Source organism: Chryseobacterium limigenitum, assembly GCF_900114875.1.
In the GTDB taxonomy this organism is placed as follows: Bacteria; Bacteroidota; Bacteroidia; order Flavobacteriales; family Weeksellaceae; genus Chryseobacterium; species Chryseobacterium limigenitum.
The window spans coordinates 39,268-58,546 of record NZ_FPKW01000011.1 but is presented as its reverse complement, the minus strand read 5'-3'; the positions used below and the strand labels follow the sequence as shown (position 1 = coordinate 58,546).

Annotated in this window: 18 protein-coding genes; 14 read left to right on the top strand and 4 right to left on the bottom strand. The window is 34.6% G+C overall.

What is annotated here, in order from left to right; all coding sequences use genetic code 11:
- Positions 1-327 precede the first annotated feature (327 nt).
- The 3 genes from BT156_RS13845 (at position 328) to BT156_RS13835 (ending at position 3,283) form a co-directional block, all read left to right on the top strand.
- A complete protein-coding gene (locus tag BT156_RS13845) occupies positions 328-1,956 on the top strand; it encodes an NADP-dependent glyceraldehyde-3-phosphate dehydrogenase (protein WP_072410875.1) in 1,629 nt (542 codons plus the stop codon).
- A 152-nt stretch (positions 1,957-2,108) separates the two neighbouring features.
- Complete coding sequence (locus BT156_RS13840) at positions 2,109-2,603, top strand: RNA polymerase sigma factor (protein ID WP_072410873.1); 495 nt, start codon at positions 2,109-2,111, stop codon at positions 2,601-2,603.
- Positions 2,604-2,680: 77 nt separating this feature from the next.
- On the top strand, positions 2,681-3,283 hold the full coding sequence (locus BT156_RS13835) for a hypothetical protein (protein WP_072410871.1): 603 nt from the start codon (positions 2,681-2,683) through the stop codon (positions 3,281-3,283).
- A gap of 46 nt (positions 3,284-3,329) precedes the next feature.
- Here the strand turns inward: BT156_RS13835 and BT156_RS13830 are convergent, their stop codons facing one another.
- Positions 3,330-4,826: a S41 family peptidase gene (locus BT156_RS13830; protein WP_072410869.1), complete on the bottom strand. Its 1,497-nt coding sequence runs from the start codon at positions 4,824-4,826 to the stop codon at positions 3,330-3,332.
- A gap of 174 nt (positions 4,827-5,000) precedes the next feature.
- Between BT156_RS13830 and BT156_RS13825 the strand changes: the two genes are divergently transcribed.
- Positions 5,001-6,098 carry an MBL fold metallo-hydrolase gene (locus tag BT156_RS13825; protein ID WP_072410866.1) on the top strand — a complete coding sequence of 366 codons (1,098 nt, stop codon included), beginning with the start codon at positions 5,001-5,003 and terminating at the stop codon, positions 6,096-6,098.
- Position 6,099: 1 nt separating this feature from the next.
- Here BT156_RS13825 and BT156_RS13820 read toward each other — a convergent pair whose 3' ends face one another.
- Positions 6,100-6,345 carry a GNAT family N-acetyltransferase gene (locus tag BT156_RS13820; RefSeq protein WP_228430136.1) on the bottom strand — a complete coding sequence of 82 codons (246 nt, stop codon included), beginning with the start codon at positions 6,343-6,345 and terminating at the stop codon, positions 6,100-6,102.
- A gap of 384 nt (positions 6,346-6,729) precedes the next feature.
- Here BT156_RS13820 and BT156_RS13815 point away from each other — a divergent pair, with 384 nt between their 5' ends.
- The 6 genes from BT156_RS13815 (at position 6,730) to BT156_RS13795 (ending at position 11,310) form a co-directional block, all read left to right on the top strand.
- Positions 6,730-7,155, top strand: coding sequence for a hypothetical protein (locus tag BT156_RS13815; RefSeq protein ID WP_072410862.1), 426 nt, complete (start codon positions 6,730-6,732; stop codon positions 7,153-7,155).
- Positions 7,156-7,424: 269 nt separating this feature from the next.
- Positions 7,425-8,330 carry a helix-turn-helix domain-containing protein gene (locus BT156_RS13810; RefSeq protein WP_072410860.1) on the top strand — a complete coding sequence of 302 codons (906 nt, stop codon included), beginning with the start codon at positions 7,425-7,427 and terminating at the stop codon, positions 8,328-8,330.
- 88 nt (positions 8,331-8,418) lie between these two features.
- A complete protein-coding gene (locus tag BT156_RS13805) occupies positions 8,419-9,420 on the top strand; it encodes an aldo/keto reductase (protein WP_072410858.1) in 1,002 nt (333 codons plus the stop codon).
- A gap of 43 nt (positions 9,421-9,463) precedes the next feature.
- Complete coding sequence (locus BT156_RS13800) at positions 9,464-10,456, top strand: MBL fold metallo-hydrolase (RefSeq protein ID WP_072410856.1); 993 nt, start codon at positions 9,464-9,466, stop codon at positions 10,454-10,456.
- A 272-nt stretch (positions 10,457-10,728) separates the two neighbouring features.
- Positions 10,729-10,866, top strand: coding sequence for a hypothetical protein (locus tag BT156_RS22145; RefSeq protein WP_170857319.1), 138 nt, complete (start codon positions 10,729-10,731; stop codon positions 10,864-10,866).
- A gap of 72 nt (positions 10,867-10,938) precedes the next feature.
- Positions 10,939-11,310, top strand: a complete 372-nt coding sequence (locus tag BT156_RS13795) for a nuclear transport factor 2 family protein (protein WP_072410854.1) — start codon at positions 10,939-10,941, stop codon at positions 11,308-11,310.
- 27 nt (positions 11,311-11,337) lie between these two features.
- Here BT156_RS13795 and BT156_RS13790 read toward each other — a convergent pair whose 3' ends face one another.
- Complete coding sequence (locus tag BT156_RS13790; protein ID WP_072410852.1) at positions 11,338-12,237, bottom strand: LysR family transcriptional regulator; 900 nt, start codon at positions 12,235-12,237, stop codon at positions 11,338-11,340.
- Between the two features lie 67 nt (positions 12,238-12,304).
- Positions 12,305-14,524, bottom strand: a complete 2,220-nt coding sequence (locus BT156_RS13785; RefSeq protein ID WP_072410850.1) for an NADP-dependent isocitrate dehydrogenase — start codon at positions 14,522-14,524, stop codon at positions 12,305-12,307.
- Positions 14,525-14,690: 166 nt separating this feature from the next.
- Here BT156_RS13785 and tpx point away from each other — a divergent pair, with 166 nt between their 5' ends.
- The 4 genes from tpx (at position 14,691) to BT156_RS13765 (ending at position 19,232) form a co-directional block, all read left to right on the top strand.
- The gene (gene tpx / locus BT156_RS13780; protein WP_072410848.1) at positions 14,691-15,188 is read left to right on the top strand and encodes a thiol peroxidase; all 498 of its coding nucleotides are present in this window, start codon (positions 14,691-14,693) and stop codon (positions 15,186-15,188) included.
- Between the two features lie 171 nt (positions 15,189-15,359).
- A complete protein-coding gene (locus tag BT156_RS13775; protein ID WP_072410845.1) occupies positions 15,360-16,871 on the top strand; it encodes a T9SS type A sorting domain-containing protein in 1,512 nt (503 codons plus the stop codon).
- Between the two features lie 269 nt (positions 16,872-17,140).
- On the top strand, positions 17,141-18,352 hold the full coding sequence (locus BT156_RS13770; protein ID WP_072410843.1) for a DUF763 domain-containing protein: 1,212 nt from the start codon (positions 17,141-17,143) through the stop codon (positions 18,350-18,352).
- A gap of 289 nt (positions 18,353-18,641) precedes the next feature.
- Positions 18,642-19,232 (top strand): Crp/Fnr family transcriptional regulator, encoded by a 591-nt coding sequence (locus BT156_RS13765; RefSeq protein ID WP_072410841.1) that lies wholly within the window; start codon positions 18,642-18,644, stop codon positions 19,230-19,232.
- Positions 19,233-19,279 lie beyond the last annotated feature (47 nt).

Here is a 19,279-nt window from a genome sequence, read left to right as displayed (position 1 = left end):
CATTTAGATAAGTTGAATATTTTAAAGTTAAACACATTGAAAATAAAAGTTTACAAAATGAAAATCTTAGATTTTCAAAACTTATGTGCTCTTCTATCCGTACTTAAATTAGCTTAAATGAACTTTTGTATCTTTTGTGGTTAAAAATAATTCTGACAAGTTATAAGCAAATTTATTCTTTTTTAAAACGTTAAACATTAATTTTAATTCAAACACCCATTAAATAGAGCGAATCTATTAATCTCCTCTTTTTAAAATCAATTTTTACGTCTACCTTTATTCTATTCAAATTTTTACACTCAAATTATTAAACAAATAAAAATATTTATGGATTCAGTACATAACGCATCATTTCACGAAATTTTTAAAAGCGAAAACGAAATTCCCGAAGAATATAAAGTTCCCGAAATTCACCAACGAACCTATCTTCTCAATGGCGAACTGGTAGAGTGGAACGGAGAAGTCACTAATATCTATTCACCCATCTGTATTCCGACCGAAAACGGTCTGGAAAGAAAATTATTAGGAAGTATTCCGAATATCGGTCCAGAAGAAGCAATGGAAGTTCTGGAAGCTTCTGTAAAAGCCTATGACAACGGTCTTGGTGAATGGCCGACAATGTCGGTTGAAGGTCGTATTAAATGTATGCAGAAGTTTGTGTATTTAATGATCGAACAGCGAGATCTGATCATTAAACTATTAATGTGGGAAATCGGAAAAACGCTGCCGGATTCTACCAAAGAATTCGACAGAACGGTAGATTATATCAATCAAACCATCGATGCTTTAAAAGATTTAGATAGAGAATCTTCACGTTTCCAGCAGGCGGAAGGAACGATTGCCCAAATTCGTCGCGCTCCACTTGGAGTTGTGTTGAGCATGGGGCCGTTTAATTATCCTTTAAACGAAATTTTTACAACATTGATTCCTGCTTTGATTATGGGAAATACAATCTTGTTTAAGCTTCCTAAACATGGCGTGTTGGCGCATTATCCTTTGTTAAATGCTTTCAAAGAAGCTTTCCCGAAAGGAACCGTAAATACGTTGTACGGAAAAGGTTCCGAGATCATAACACCGATCATGGAGAGCGGAAAAATTAATGTTTTAGCTTTCATTGGTTCGAGTAAAGTCGCCAACGGATTGAAAAAACTGCATCCAAAGGTGAATCGTTTAAGGGCAATTTTAAGTTTAGATGCAAAAAACGCAGCGATCGTTACTAAAAACGCCAACCTTGATGTTGCGGTGAGCGAATGTATTTTAGGGGCACTTTCATTCAATGGACAACGTTGTACGGCGCTTAAATTGATATTTGTACAAAAAGATGTTGCAGAAGAATTTACGCAAAAATTAACTGCTGCAGTTTCAGCTTTAAAAGCCGGACTTCCTTGGGGAAAAGATGTGAAAATTACACCGCTTCCGGAAGTAAATAAACCACCTTATTTAAAAGAATGTATCGATGATGCTTTGGCGAAAGGAGCAAAAGTTTTAAATGAAAACGGAGGTTACAATGAAGCTTCATTTGTATTTCCGGCGGTTGTTTATCCTGTAAACAGTGATATGAAACTGTATCATGAAGAACAATTTGGTCCCGTAATTCCGGTTGTTCCTTTTGAAGATATTGATGAGCCGATCGATTATCAGGTAAATGCCGATCACGGAATGCAGGTGAGTATTTTCAGTGAAGATCCGTTGGAAGTTTCAAAATTAATTGATCCTTTTGTGAATTTGGTAAGCCGTGTCAATATCAACTGTCAGGCTCAACGAGGCCCCGATGTTTTTCCGTTTACAGGAAGAAAAGACAGTGCAGAAGGTACGCTTTCGGTTTTTGATGCGCTTCGTTCGTTTTCCATCCGATCTTTGGTAGCTGCAAAAATAACGGAATCCAATAAAAAATTACTGAATACGATTGTGAGAGAACATGATTCTAATTTTTTAAGTACAGATTATATTTTTTAAATTAAAAATTCTTATTTCATAAAAGAGATAAATCTTTTGTGGTGATAAATAAAAGTTCGATAGAATGCTTTCTGTCGGGCTTTTTTTATTATTTTTCAAAAAAACTGTAACATTATTTTTAAAACTGAACTAACTCTATAGAGTAAAAAGCCATGACCTCATTAGAACAGGAATTTTTAGATAAAATTGAAAAACATAAAGGAATCATTTTCAAGATTTCTAAAATGTACATGGACGAAAAAGACGATCGCGACGATCTTTTTCAGGAGATTACCTATCAGGTCTGGAAAGCTTATTCAAACTTCAGAGGCGAAAGTGAGTTTTCAACCTGGCTGTACAGAATTGCCCTTAACACCGCAATTGTTTTCTTAAAATCAGAAAAAAAGAGAAGTTTTATCGCTAATGAAGATTTTTCCAATTATAAAATCATTCAGGATGAATATGATCATGCTAAGGAAGAAAAGCTGGCTGAAATGTATAAAGCAATCAATCAGTTAAATCCCATCGATAAAGCTTTTATTTTCTATTACCTGGAAGATTTTTCCGGAAAGGAAATCGCCGATCAGATGGGGATTTCTGAGGTAAATGTAAGGGTGAAAATGAATCGCGCCAAAAATAAGCTGAAAGATATTTTAAACTCAAAATAGCAAAGTTATGAGAGTAGCGCTTACATCTCACAACTCTTATTTCGTAACAAATTAATCAAAATTTTAAATCAATTATCATGAATATAGATGAACTAAAAAATACCTGGAATGAAGACGATTCTTTTGAAGAAACCCCTGAAATAAGCATTGAACAGAAGAATAAGATCAACCTTCCGCTAGAAAAAATGCGCAAAAACATGAGGATGGAATTTTTATCAACCATCGGAATATTTATCTTCGGATTTATGGTTGTTTGGATTCCTGTTCCTGAAGCTCCGTTTAAATTTAAATTTTACCTCACTATTTTATTGGTTTCAATGGCTTTGGTGACGTTCTTTTTCTTTAGTAAATTTTTCAGGTTATATAAGGAAATGGGAAGTCCAATGTTGAAAACCTATGATTCTTTGCAGGATCTTCTCCATCAGTTAAATTTAAATAAACAGTATTATGTTTCATTTTACCTGAGTTTTGTGCCGTTTTTGGTGTGTGAATTGATTATCGTGATAGAATGTATTCCTCATCCACACCCATTATCGGATATGCAGATTGCGACGACGCTGATCGGATCTGTTTCAGTTGGACTATTTTTATTATACCTCGTAGGAAACTGGTGGTTCAAATATTTTTACGGTAAGCATATTGCCAAAATTGAGAATCTTTTGAAAGAATTGAAGCAATAAATAGAGTTTCGGCGGGCTGAAAGCCCGCCGAAACCTTTTAAATTATTTACTTTACATTCCCTTTTTCCTTTTCAATTTCCTGTTTTACCCAATCCAGCTGTGGATCTTTTTTCTCAATAATATCGTGCAGAGTCTGTGGAATGACAACATTTGGAATAACTCCTTTTTGAGAATTAGAAAGTATAATATTAGGATTGACAAGAAGCAGACCTATCGGCAGTGTGAGCCTTGAATTGGGAAGTACCTGATAAGAGTAAAATCCGGCAACGCTTCCATCATTTGCCCCTCCGGTTTCTTCTCCCACCAAAGTGGCACGTCTGTCGTATTTTAATTTAGAACTGAAAATGGAAGATGAAGAAAAGCTTCCGCCATTCACCAAAACGAAAACCTTTCCCTGAAAAGCATCTTTATTGGGTTGGGTTACATGGTCGGCTTTTATTTTATAGTAAGATTTTCCGTCTTTTCCTTTGTAAGTATTGAGGGCTTTAAGAAAAACATAGGTTGGGTAGGTTACCCCTTTTACGGCATATTCTAAAGCTGAACTTTTCTTAAAGTAATTGGTTTGTAACGGGGTAAGACTTGAATTAAGCTGTGAAGGCTTTATCAGTACAAAAGGCTTAGTGGCAAGATAAGAATACAGTTCATTGATTTCTTCAAGAGAGCCTCCGTAATTATTACGGATATCGATGATGAGGTACGATGTTTTAGCATCTTTTATTTCAGCGAACGTATTTTTATAAAACTTATCAGAAGCTGAATGAGAGAATTTTTTGATTTTTAAATACGCTGTAGAATTATCTTCACCTAAAAACCTGAAACTCCTGTTGTACGAACTGTTGCCTGCCGGTGGGGTGATTTCTTTCTTTTTACCACACAAAATGGGCTCTTCTTCTCGATGGAGAATGAAGGTCTGTTTTTGACCGTTATATAAGGTTTCAATTTTGGCACTGTCCAGAATTCCATTTTCCAAAGTATAGAAATGGAAGAACATATCTTTCAGATAATAAGGCTGAAAAGTGGTGTTGAAGCCGTCACTGCTTATTAATTTTTTATATTTTTCAATATAAAGAGAAACAGGAATATCATTAATGCTGATGAGTTCTGTTCCGGGTTTGATGTTTTGTAAAGAATCTTTATTTTCAACAATATATAGATGATTATCCTGAATTCTGTATCTGAAGCGCATAAACAAACGCTTTTTGATCTTTAAAAGATCCTCCTTAGAAAGTTCATTGGGAGACTGCAGAGAAAGATGTCCCTGCCTGATACTCGTAATAATAGGCTGTAGTCTGAAGTAAAACTGCGTTGGCGTAAGAGGTTTATCAAGAGTTTGTTTTAAACTGTCGATTTTATGATCCAGATCTTTTTGTGAAATATATTGATAAAGTTGAGGATGCATCTGCTTGAGCTTATAATAAGCAAAATCTACATCTTGTTTAAGTTTTTCGGACGGAATATAATTATCCTGCTGATTACGCTGCTTTCTTATGGAAGAGCAGGAAGCCAGAATGATGATAATTAGTATTACCGAATAGTTTTTCAATGTGTTTGAGTTTTTTCAATCGGCTAAATTAAAAGGTTTAAAATTACCATTCAATAAATGAGTAATAAATTATTCAAAACAGATTATAATTTTAGTTAAAAATAAAGGATTCTCGTTTCCGGATCGTCATGTAATATTAAAGTTATACATTTGAACCCTATTTTTTTCAAGGAAATGATCTATATAATTATCGCAGTTGTCGTTTTATTAGTAGCGGCATATTTCATAGTAACCGGTCAGGAAGTTTTTGGTGAAGCGCCTAAAGGTAAGAGATTAGAACGTGTGAAACAATCTGAACTATATAAGAACAAGCAGTTTCAGAATCTTAGTTATACCCCCTCCATCGCAGAAGGATATGGAATGACGACTGTGTTATACGATTTCTTTTTTGCTAAAAAACACCCTTTATTGAAGCCGTTAAAGCCTGTTCCATCCTTTCATACAGACCTTAAAAGTATTCCAAAAAACGAAGATGTTTACATTTGGTTGGGGCATTCATCGTATTATATTCAGACAGATGGCGTTTCTTTTTTGATAGATCCTGTTCTCAGTACATATGGTTCGCCATTCAAGTTTTTCAATAAAGCTTTTGCGGGATCAGATATTTTTAAACCTGAAGATATACCGGATATTGATTATTTGGTGATTACGCATGACCATTTTGATCATCTGGATTATCCGACGGTAAAATCTATAAAAGATAGAGTGGGAAAGGTGATTTTGCCGCTGGGAGTCGGCGCACATCTTGAAAGATGGGGTTATAAAGAAAACCAGGTCATTGAAGATGAATGGGGAGCTTCGTTTGATTTGAAAAGCGATCTTAAAATAACTTTTACGCCTGCAAGACACTTCTCAGGCAGAAATGTGAAACGCAACGGAACACTTTGGACTTCTTATGTATTGGAAACTCCAACCAAAAAAATATTTTTAGGTGGCGACAGCGGTTATGACACACATTTTAAAATGATTGGTGAAAAGTATGGCCCATTTGATTACATTATCATCGAAAACGGTCAATACAACGAAGCTTGGAAATATATTCACGGGTTGCCAGAAGATGTAGTTCAGGCATGTTTAGACCTAAAAGCTAAAAATGTAATTCCGGTTCACTCTTCAAAATTTGCGTTGGCACTTCACGCCTGGAATGAGCCTTTACAAAAAATTACAAGCCTCGGAAAAGACAAAAATCTACATATTCTTACGCCAATAATTGGTGAAACTGTTGATTTAAATAAAACCGACAATCAATTTAAGGTTTGGTGGGAAGATTAATTTAGGCGTGCCAAATATCTTTATATCTGGCGGGGTGATTTTCAAACTGCTGTCTTACAAAATCACATTCAGGGTCTACGAGTAGATCCTTTTCTTCGGCGTAGCGTACCAATTCATCCAGAAGCAACTTGGCAAATCCATGACCTTCATGCTCTTCATTAAGTTTGGTATAGTAAACAATGAGAAGCCTGCCATCAATTTTTATGGACATATATCCTGCCTTTTTTTCGTCAATTAATATCTGCAATTCATCTTGATATGGAGATATTTCGAATTTTATATTTTCCATAATAATTAAGATTTGGGTTGAATGAATATTAAATTAGAAGATTATTTCAACCTTCTTTTCTTTAAAATTACAAATTTAAAATGAAATTTAGACACAAAAAACACAAACATTCATGCAATTTCTTAAGATTCATTAGTGATTAGTATCTAAATTAAAGTAATTCTCCAAACACTAAACACTAAACACCAAACACTAAACACTAAACACTAAACACTAAACACCAAAACACCAAATACTAAAACCTATCCAGCTATTTGTGAAATGTTTAACAAAGATTGGGAAGATATTGTATTGATTTGGCATTTTAATTGAGAATACTATTATAGTAAAATTTAAAACGAAATGAAAAAGATATTATTAGCAGCGTTTTTTGTTGGGACATTTAGTCTCAGTTATGCACAGTCAGAATACTACAACGATTATAGAAGAAGTGTAACCGATATAAATTGGCAGACCGTGGCTGCGGATCTATTATTGTCAAAAACACAGACAAACGAATTAAATTCACTCAACGACAGATATCACGATTACAATTCTTGGAACAGAGTTTATGTAAACAACCCGGACAGATGGAGAGAAGACAGATATTATGAAATAGAAAGAATTTTAGGTAGAGAAAAATATCAGAAATTCAAAGCTAAATATTACAAAGGCCAAAACCCTACAGCAGTTTATAATCGAAATAAAAACAATGACAAAAGATATAAACACATGACCAAAAAATCCAAAAATTATAAACAAGATAACGGAAGAGGTCACAAACATTAACCTATTATCAACTATATATATTCAATTTTTTAACTTGACTGGTCGAAAGATCGGTCATTTTTTTTGATATTAATCGTAATTAGAGATAATCGAAAAATCTTTTGGAGTTCTGCCAGGTAGAACGTCTTTGCGAACTTAAAATCAACGGAATCATTTATAAAAAAAACTTTACGGGCTTTGCGTTAAAAAAATGGTATTATTAAAATGGATATTCAATTTTATAGAATTAATTGTAATTATATCTTGTTTGAATTTTATAACTTTGAATAATGGAAACACCGGAAACAATAAGCGAATTTTACGAGCGTAATGTAAATAATATCACTTTCAAAGGTACTACAACCCCGGGAATTGGGCATTTTAATGTCTTTAGCCGTGACGATTGTTCTTTGATAACGCCTTACAGTAGGAGAGATTATTATAAAATTTCATTAATCATCGGAAAAGGAAAACTTCATTATGCTGATAAGTGGATCCATGTTGACAGACCCGCATTATTGTTTTCAAATCCAGTGGTTCCTTACTCTTGGGAGGCTGATGATGAGGATCAAACGGGTTGGTTTTGCCTTTTCTCAGATCAGTTTTTGCAAAATGGAAACCGTTTGGGAAACCTGCAGGATTCTCAGCTTTTTAAAATTGGAGGAACACCGATTTTCTTTGTTGATGATGAACAAAAGAAGTCAGTTTCTGAGATTTTCCAAAAAATGATGATCGAAATTCAGTCTGATTATATTCATAAATACGATATGCTTCGCGCCTATCTCCATCTCCTGGTGCACGAAACCATGAAAATGAATCCAGCCGAAAATTTTGAACATTATCAAAATGCTTCTCAGAGAGTAGCTTCATTATTTATGGAATTGCTTGAAAGACAGTTTCCAATTGACAGTCCGGAGGCTTATCTCAAATTGAAAACTCCAACCGATTACGCAGAAAGTCTTTCTGTTCATGTGAATTCACTGAATCGTTCTGTAAAAGAAATTACGGGTAAAACGACAAGTCAGCAGATCACTTCAAGGATCATTCAGGAAGCCAATGCATTATTACAGCACACAGATTGGAATATCTCTGAGATCGCGTATGGATTGGGATTTGAAGAACCTGCTTATTTTACCAATTATTTTAAAAAGCAGACCGGGCTTACTCCAAATGCCCTTAGAAATTCTCTTGTTTGATTTTTATAATTCTTAGTTTGAATTCTATATGAAATATTAAAAGTTCTTGTTCTAATTTTGTTCTTATAATTTAAAATCACAATCAATTATGAAATTCAGAAAATTAGGAAACACAGGAGAGCAGTTATCTGCTATTGGTTTAGGATGTATGGGAATGAGCTTTGCGTATGGCCCTGCAGACGAGCAGGAAAGTATCAGTACTTTACATAAAGCGCTGGATCTTGGAGTGAATTTTTGGGATACTGCGGATATGTACGCCAACGGTGAAAATGAAAAACTGATCTCAAAAGTATTGGTTCCGAATCGTGATAAGATTTTTATAGCTACAAAATTCGGATTCAGGTTTAAAGATGGAAAAGCAAGCCACAGCGGTGCTCCCGGAACTTATTTTGATGGTTCTCCGGAATGGATCAAAAAGGCTGTTGATTTGAGTCTTCAAAGATTAAAGATTGATGAAATAGATCTTTACTATGCTCACAGAGTTGACCCAAATATTCCTGTTGAAGAAACGGTCGGAGCGATGGCTGATCTTGTAAAAGCGGGTAAAGTAAAATATCTTGGTTTATCGGAAGCTTCTCCGGAATCCATCAGAAAAGCTAATAAAATTCATCCTATTACGGCTTTACAGTCAGAATATTCTATACTTACAAGAGATGTGGAGAAAGAAATTCTAGCCACTATCAGAGAGCTTGGAATTACTCTGGTACCTTATTCGCCTTTGGCAAGAGGTTTTTTTGCTAATATTAATGAAGCTCAGAATTTCGGCGATGATGATTTCAGAAAGTCTCTTCCGCGCTATCACAATGAAAGTTTGGAAAATAATAAAAATTTAGCCAAAGAATTCAATGATTTAGCAGAATCTAAAGGAATAAAAGGAACTCAATTAGCCTTAGCTTGGGTTCTGAATCAAGGGGAAGACATTATTCCGATTCCAGGAACAAAACGTATCAAATATTTAGAAGAAAATATTGCCGCAACGAATATTGAGCTTTCTCAATCTGAACTTGAAACCATTGATTCTATTCTGAAAAAATATCCAAATATTGGAGAAAGATACAGCGAAGGTTCTATGAAATTGGTGAATAATTAAATGAAAATTTTAATTCAATAATTAAAAAAACACCATTTAAACCATGAATAGGAGAGAACTTTTAAAAACCGGAATATTGGCGGGAACATTGAGTATTATTCCTTTTTCTGAAACTTTGGCGACCGCAAAAGAGACAGCATTGAATCTGGAGGATGATCTTTCAGGCTTTAAAAAGATAAAATTAGGCGAGCTTGATCTATTCATTTTAACGGATGGGTTTATTCATGAGAAAAATCTGGAATCTTTTGCTCCGAGAGGAAATATTTCAGAACTGAAAACCATTCTTAAAGACAACTTCAGATCCGATGAATACGTAGATATGGCGATGAATGTATTGCTGGTAAAAGCAAAAAATAAACTGATTTTGCTGGATGCCGGAATGGGAATTTTCTCTGATGAAAGAACAGGATTTTTAGTTAAAAGTCTTCAAAAAGCAGGATTTTCACCCAAAGATATTACAGATATTTTCCTTTCTCACGCTCATCCGGATCATATTGGCGGAGTAGTGGATAAGCAAAATAAACTGGTATTTCCGAACGCCAATATTTTCATTTCAAAAGTTGAACATGATTTTTGGATGCAAGCAACGATTAAAGATTTCAGCAACAGTATATTAAAAACGGTACCAGATGTTCTTAATCAAATTATTCCGGGCATTCAGAAGGTATTGAAAATCATTCAGCCAAAGTTAAAATTTTACGATTTAAATAGCTCTTTATATGATAATTTTAACTTTCAATTGGCGCCCGGACATACTCCAGGCTTAACAGCCATCACGATTTCTTCGGGCAATGAAAAACTAATTTATATTGCAGACCTGATTCATTCTGATATCATCCTTTTTCCGCATCCGGATTGGGGATATTTTGGAGATACGGATCTTGATATTGCAATCGCATCACGTAAAAAACTGCTTCAGCAATTGGCCGAAACCAAAACGAGAGCTTTTGCCTATCATTTGCCTTGGCCTGGATTAGGTTTTACCAAAAAATGGGGTAATGCATTTGAATGGATTCCTGAGGCATTTATGAATTAAGTTTCATTTAAAATTAAAATTTTCTACGACATAATTAAACAATAAATCCTCTCATTTCTGGGAGGATTTATTTTAACATAAGAAAAGTTGATACTGTTATGTATCGTTGTGCAGTATTAATGACGGAAGAAGTTTATTATTACTTTAAATTTCCCTAAATAATGCGTAAGCTATTTTCACTGCTCGAAACTCATTTTCAATAATGCTGATCTTTTTTCTTACAGATGTTTGTAAAGTATATGGACGTTATGTAAAATGAAATGCGTACCCTGATGTTCCAACAGAATATTGCAGAACTTTTCGGGAAAATAGTTGCATCAATGATTAACTGGGGCAGGGAGCATAGAAGAGTGATTGTGGAGGATAGGATTTTTAATGATCCATATATTAATAATGATGAAAAAAAGTAATACTATCATGAATTCTTTTCATTTTTATTGAATATATTTAATATATACCTTTGTCAATAAAAATAAATCAAAATGATTGAACAAGAAATCAGAGCGATGCTAGAAAGATATTTCGACGTATTGCAAACTCAGGATCTTAATGAATTTGACAAAGTATTTAATGCAAACAGTGTGTTGTACTCTGCGCAGGACAATAATTTTGTAGTAAGACCTTTTCAGGAATACAGAGAAATGGTGAAAAACAGAAAATCACCTGTTGAACTAGGTTCAGGCCGTAGAGACGAGATTGTTTTTTTAGATATTTTATCTGATGAAATGGCTTTTGCGAAAGTGCGCTTACAGTTATTCGATAATATTATGGTAGATTATCTGAATATCGTAAAAGTAGACGGAAACTGGAGTATTGTTTCTAAACTTTTCTATAGAGAAGGCTCAGCAGTATAATCTGCTATCTAAGGAATTCAGTATATTTTAATCTACTAAGTCGCAAAGTTCCAGTTTTAAATATTCAATAAATTTATTGAAATAATCGGGATTTTTTGTGTCTTTCAAAATTGAAATATATTGAATTCTTTTTAATCCATTTTCTCCAATTTTAATTGCTTTTAAGGTTGGATTTGCCAATAAGTGCTGTTCTGCAGACCATTTTGGCATTGTCATTATTCCCATTTCAGCTTTCACCATAGATAAAGATGCTTCTGTAAGAGGGATTGGCATTATTTTTTTTGGAACTATATTTTGTGGTTTTAAAAATAAATTATAAACTGTTACCTTTTCTAATGGTAAAGAATGAACGATCAGATTTTCATCTTGGAAATCCTCTGGTAAAACATATTCTTTTGATGCTAAATGATGGTTTTCAGAAACAAGTAAAACAGTTTCGTTCTCAAAGAGTTCTATATATTCTAAGTTTTTATTTTCTATAAGGTCACTTGTAAGGGCAATATCCAGAGTATGGTCCAAAAGACTTTCTAAGGCATTGTTTGCCGCATGTATTGCTATATTCAGATCTACTTTAGGATAAGAATTATTAAACTTTTTTAATACTGGAGCCAGCCAATGGTACCCGGAAAAACATTCACTACAAAGATTTATAGTGCCTGTATCTCCATGAATCAGACTATTGATTTCATTCTGAGTATTGTAAAGTTTATCAAGAATCTCATTTGCTGTTTTATACAGCTTTTCTCCTGCTTCTGTTAAAATAAGCTTTTTATTACTTCTGATAAAAATATCAGTACCTAATTTCTGTTCGGCCTCTTTTAATTGATGACTTAATGCAGACTGTGTCAGGTGTAACTTATTGATGGCTTTTGTGATGCCGCCTTCCTCAACAATAGCTTTTATGAGTTTTAAATGTCTGATTTCCATTCTTTGCTGAAGATTTTTATAATAATTCCCCCTTTTTAAAAGGGGGAATTACAGTTTATTTTTTTTTTTAGATTCCGTCAATAATTTCATTTAAAACGGTGCTTGGTCTCATTGCTTCATACGTTTTGTATGTATCAGTTTTGTAGTAACCATCAATGTTTTGTGGTTTACCTTGAGCACCAATTAATTCAGCATTAATTACTTCTTCGTTTTCCTGCATTGCTTCTGCAACCGGAGCAAATTGTGCAGCTAATTCAGCATCAACAGTTTGGTTTCCTAAAGCTTCAGCCCAATACATTGCTAAATAGAAGTGAGAACCTCTGTTATCAATCTGGCCAACTTTTCTAGCAGGAGATTTGTCTGTTGCTAAGAATTTAGCATTTGCCTCGTCTAATGCATCAGCTAAAACCTGAGATTTTGTATTTCCCTGAGTTTGTGCTAAATGTTCTAAAGAAGCCTGTAAAGCCAAGAATTCACCTAGAGAATCCCATCTTAAATATCCTTCTTCCAAGAATTGTTCAACGTGTTTTGGAGCAGAACCTCCGGCACCTGTTTCGAACAGACCGCCACCGTTCATTAATGGAACGATAGAAAGCATTTTTGCAGAAGTTCCAAGTTCAAGGATTGGGAAAAGATCCGTTAAATAATCTCTCAATACGTTTCCTGAAACAGAAATTGTATCTTTTCCTTCTCTTGCTCTTTTCAATGTTTCAGTCATTGCGTCTTTAACATCAAGAATCTTAATGTCAAGTCCGGTAGTATCGTGATCAGCCAAATATTTTTCAACTTTTTTGATCATTTCTCTGTCATGAGCTCTTCCTTTATCTAACCAGAAAATAGCTGGAGTTTCAGAAAGTCTCGCTCTGTTTACGGCTAATTTTACCCAGTCCTGGATTGGAGCATCTTTAGTCTGACACATTCTGAAAATATCACTTTTTTCTACTTTTTGAGAAAGAAGAACGTTTCCATTTTCGTCCTGAACTTCAATTGTACCGTCTGCAGTTGCCTGGAAAGTTTTGTCATGAGAACCGTATTCTTCAGCTTTTTGAGCCATTAAACCAACGTTAGGAACTGATCCCATTGTTGTAGGATCTAATTTTCCGTACGCTTTCATATCATCAATTACAGACTGATAGAAACCTGCGTAAGAACGATCCGGAATGATACAAACTGTATCTTCTTCTTTTCCTTCTTTGTTCCACATTTTACCGCCACCTCTTACCAAAGCAGCCATAGATGCATCAACAATGATATCGGAAGGAACGTGGAAATTAGTAATTCCTTTGTCAGAATTTACCATTGCCACTCTTGGTCCGTTTGCCAAAGCAGCTTCAATATCAGCTTTAATGTCAGTTTCCTGAGCATTTCCTTTGATTTTATCGAAAAGGTCAGCAAGACCGTTGTTTGGATTAACATCTAAAGACTTGAACGTTTCAGCATATTTAGCAAAAACATCTTTAAAGAAAGTTTCTACGATAGCCCCGAAAATAATTGGATCAGAGATCTTCATCATCGTAGCCTTTAAGTGAGCAGAAAGAAGTACGTTTTTGTTTTTAGCTTCTTCAATAGCTTGTTGAACGAAAACTCTTAAAGCGTTTAAGTTCATTACAGAAGAATCAATTACTTCTCCAGCCTGAAGACCTGCGAAATCTTTTAATAAAGTTTCTGCACCATCATTTCCTTTGAAAACGATTTTATATTTTGTTGCATTCTCAAGAGTGATAGAAGTTTCTGTTCCGTAGAAATCCCCGCTGTCCATATGAGCAACGTCAGTTTTGCTGTCGGAAGCCCAATCTCCCATTCTGTGAGGGTTTGCTTTTGCGTAGTTTTTAACAGCTTTTGGAGCACGTCTGTCAGAGTTTCCTTCTCTTAACACAGGGTTTACAGCGCTTCCTAACACTTTAGCATATTTAGCTTTGATTGCTTTTTCTTCGTCATTTTTAGGCTCTGCAGGATAATTTGGAATTGCGAAACCTTTAGACTGTAATTCAGCGATAGCCGCATCTAGTTGAGGTGCTGAAGCTGAAATATTGGGTAATTTGATAATGTTTGCATCAGGTTGAGTAGCCAATTGACCTAATTGAGCCAATGCATCGTCAATTTTCTGATCATCTTTCAAAAATTCAGGGAAGTTTGCTAAAATTCTTCCTGCCAAAGAAATATCCGGAACTGCAATTTCAATATTCGCTGATTTTGTAAATGCTTTTACAATCGGTAAAAACGAGTGTGTTGCCAACATTGGAGCCTCATCCGTTAATGTGTAATAGATTTTTGATTTGTCTGACATTATACTGTTATTTATTATTTGATTTTTTAGTTCCACAAATTTAGTTAAAAATTAAATTTTTAGATTAATCCTAAATGAGATTTTTCACTTTAAGATTAATTTAACCTTTGTTTGATGAAAAAAGTTTTCATTTTCATTAAATTTGAAAAACCTTAAAAAATAAATTATGTCAAATATTACCTTAAAAGGAAACGCAGTAAACACAATAGGAACTTTACCGTCAGTGGGAACTACCATCAGAGATTTTGCTTTGGTAGATTCAGGTTTAAACGTAAAAACACTAGAGAGTTTTGAAGGAAAGAAAAAAGTGTTCAATATTTTCCCAAGCATCGATACGCCTACTTGCGCATCTTCTGCAAGAAAATTCAACGAAGAAGCTTCAAGCTTAGAAAATACAGTTGTAATCAATGTTTCTAAAGATTTACCGTTTGCATTAGGAAGATTTTGTGCTGCAGAAGGACTGAATAATGTAGAAACGCTTTCAGATTTCAGAAGTAGTTTCGGTGATGATAATGAGCTTACAATTGCAGATTCTCCATTGAAAGGACTTTTAAGTCGCGCAGTAATTGTAACTGATGCTGATAATAAAGTAGTTTACACAGAACAGGTTTCGGAAATCGCTGATGAGCCAAATTATGACGCGGCGCTTTCAGCTTTAAAATAATTTAGGAATAAAAAACTTTTCTATGAAAAAGCCTTGTGAAATATTTTACAGGGCTTTTTTATGAAAATAATTCGACATTAATTATTTGCTAATTAATATTTTAAATTGTTTCATTACGATTGTTGCATTTTATTTGTAAAAAAGATAGTTTTGCAAAAAACTAAATAATCAATGAAACAAATTTTCACATTTTTATCAACCCTAACCTTTGCATTAGGGTTCTCACAGGACGGCTTTTTAGACACAACTTATGGGAATTCAGGATTTTACGTCCATAATAGCGGAGCTTACGGAAAATCTATTGAAATTGATGCCAATCAAAAAATGGTGATTGGAACCTATGGTACGGATCTTACTTTTAAATTCTTTAGATTTAGTTCATCAAATCAATTAGACACTACTTTTGGAACAGGAGGTTCAACGTCAATAAGTTTAGGCGGAGAAAATGCTGTACTAAATGATATGAAAATACAGTCTGATGGAAAAATTGTAGCAGTAGGATATTGGGAAGATGCAGGAAGCGCTAACAGGAAAGATTTTATTGTTATCAGATTAAATGCAGACGGAACATTGGATACTACTTTCAATACAACAGGAAAACTTACCATTGCGTTTGGTTCAAATGAAGATGTGGCAAATGCAGTCGCAATACAGAATGATGGTAAAATTCTGGTAGCAGGACATTCTTTCACGGGATCTTACAGAGATGTTGCCATTGCAAGAATAAACGTAAACGGAACATTGGATAACACATTTGGCACCAACGGGAAGATTACAACAGATATTGCAGGAAATCATGATGCAGCGACTTGTATTGCTATAAATAGCGACGGTAAATTTGCCGTAGGCAGCTATACTTACGGAGCGGGATCATCAAGTATTTTTGCTGATTTTGGTATTGCGAAATACAATACAAATGGTTCTTTAGATACATCATTCAGTTCAGATGGAAAGCATGTTGTGGTGATTGCTTCATCATTTAATGATAAACCTGTTGCAATAGCATTTCAAAGCAATGGAAAAATCTTAATGGGTGGATCTGCATTTCTTTCCACTAGCAGCAGAGACGATTTTGCGGTAGTAAGATTGAATGCTAACGGTACATTAGATACTTCTTTTAATACAGCGGGTATTTTTACAACCACCTTAGGATCATCTGATGATACAGCTTATGCTATGAAATTGCTTTCAGACGGTAAAATTTTATTGGCAGGAACTATTGCTTCAGGATCTTATAATGATATAGGTTTAATAAGAGTTACAAGCAGCGGTTATTTAGATACAACTTTCGGAACCAACGGGAAAACTCAACAGGGATATGGTAATTTATCCGTTATTCAGGATATGGATGTTATGAGTGATGGAAAAATAATGGTTTGCGGATCTGCAGGAACAACTAATATTTTTCTGGCAAGATTCAATGGGTCAACACCTTTGTCTTTGGGAACTAACGATTTGGCAGCAGATAAAAAAGAGCTTTCTGTATATCCAAACCCAGTAAAAGATGTATTATATTCTGATCAGAAACTGGAAAATTTTGAGCTGTATTCTGCAGGCGGAGACTTGGTGAGATCAGGTAAGAATGAAAGCAGTATCACCTTTCATGATCTTCCTAAAGGAGTATATATGCTGAAAATTAAAAATAAGGATAAAGGCATAACAAAGAAAATAATTAAAAATTAATCATAGAAAAGCATCCTGAAAAGGGTGCTTTTTCTTATTATTGGAAATAAAATAATTTTTAATGAAAAGTTTGATGAAGAAAAACATAAAGATTTGAAATTTTATTCGAATGATTGATCTTTTAAACACTAGTATTTCCACAAATAACGACAAACATCTTTGCAGATCTGTGAAATCTGCGGGATAAAAAAATCAACACAAATTTGTGTTTAAATTAATGATTCAGCTCATCAAAATATCATTATATTAAAACTAACTTTACACAATAAATGAAACGTTCCGGAACCGCAGATCTACCTCTTCACTATGGCAAAGTACCTCCATGGCTGTACGAGCGTATGTCTATTCTCGGACTTTCAATTATTGAAGTTATCTTGGCAGATTACGGAAAAGATGAAGTCCTTCGTCGGCTTTCTGATCCATTCTGGTTTCAGAGTTTTGGAGCTGTAATGGGTATGGATTGGCATTCTTCGGGAATAACGACTTCTGTAATGGGAGCTTTGAAACGTTCAATCAATCCCAATTCACAATCGCTTGGATTGTATATTTGCGGAGGAAAGGGTAAGTTTTCCAGAGAAACTCCATCAGAATTACTTCAAATTGCTGATAAAACGGGACTAAATGGAACTGAACTGGTAAGAGCCAGCAAACTTTCCGCAAAAGTCGATAATACGGCAATTCAGGATGGTTATCAATTATATTTACACAACTTTATTGTATCAGACAACGGAAATTGGAGCGTCGTTCAACAAGGAATGCACGAATCTGACGGAACTGCAAGACGCTACCATTGGCATTCAGAAAACATAAAATCCTTTATTGAAGAGCCTCATACGGGAATCAATGGAATTTCGAGAGGAACAATTTTAAACTTAACGGACTCAGAAGCATCAGAAAACCGAAAAGGAATTTTAGATATTTCTCACACAGATTCTGCAGAAATTATGAGCGATTTTTCACGATTAATTCTTCCTAATCATCATGATGTTCAGGCTTCTGATGTAGATTTAAAACGTCTCGGAGCGCTTTTATATGTAACCCGCGAACAGCAACCGCAGAATTTCGAAGATTTATTATTGTTAGAAGGTGTCGGCCCTCGAACCATGCAGTCTTTGGCTTTGGTGAGCGAGGTGATTCACGGTGCGCCTTCAAGATTCAAAGATCCGGCAAGATTTTCCTTTGCTCATGGCGGAAAAGACGGGCACCCGTTTCCTGTTCCGACTAATGTTTATGATGAAAGCATCCAGATTCTTAAATCAGGAATTGAAAAATCTAAGCTGGGCAATTCAGATAAATTAAAAACGTTAAATAAGCTTCATCAAATTGTTGAAGCTACCGAAAAAGATTTTATTCCAAGTTTTGATATTCAGGAGGTTATTGAAGAAGAACGGCAAAATTCCTGGCGATTCGGTGGGAAAACTGTTTTCGGAGATGCCCAGAAACCTTCTCATCCAAAAGCGATTCAGCTTTCTTTGTTTTAAGATCCTATTTTCTGACTTAGGAAGCGGAGACGTGAAGAAAATTAGAATTTAAACCGTTAAAAAATTCCCACTGTTTGAGTGCTAGACAAATTTTGATTCGAAGAACAAATGATAAATTCTCGCTAGTTTTGGGAATTTTAGGATTAAATTGTAATTTTTAGTCGAAGTTTCCAGTCTTGAACTTTTGGTTCTTTTGCTTCAAGGTAAAAGAACATATAATTAATATTCAATTAATTTTCATCAATTCCAATAAAAATTCTAATTTTAAAATCTTAAAAACATTGATTTGATGACAAACAAAGCCTTAGAAATCTGCTATGATTTCCCGTTTTTCTTATCCGAGGAGCTTGAAGAAATATTTCTGGCTCATGAAAAAGTAGTTTTCCAGAAGGGAGATATTATTCTTGAAGAAGGAAAAACTGCCAACGAATATTATATTTTGGAGAAAGGTCTGGCTCGTTCGTTTGTTAATGATTTTAATGGAAATGATGTGACGACCCATTTTTTTGCGGAAAATGAGATCATCATTGAAGTTTCTTCTCTCTTTCAAAGAATTCCGACGCAGGAAAATATTGTTTGTATTACAGATTGCGAATGCTGGAAATTCAGTTTTGAAACTTTTCAGGAATTATTCCATAAAATCCCCAACCTCAGAGAATGGGGAAGAGCATGGATGTCGCAGCAGCTTTTCATTTACAAACAGCGTTCTGTGGAAATGTTTACTCTTTCCGCAACAAAGCGGTACCTTAATCTTTTAGAGCAGAAACCTCAGGTGGTACAATTTGCGCCTTTGAAGCAAATTGCTTCCTATCTGGGAGTTACGGATACTTCTTTAAGTAGAATTCGCAAAGAAATTGTTTCACATCCAAAGAAAATTTAATTCTTGTCTTATGGCAAGTTGATATTCGCAATGATTTGATAATTTTG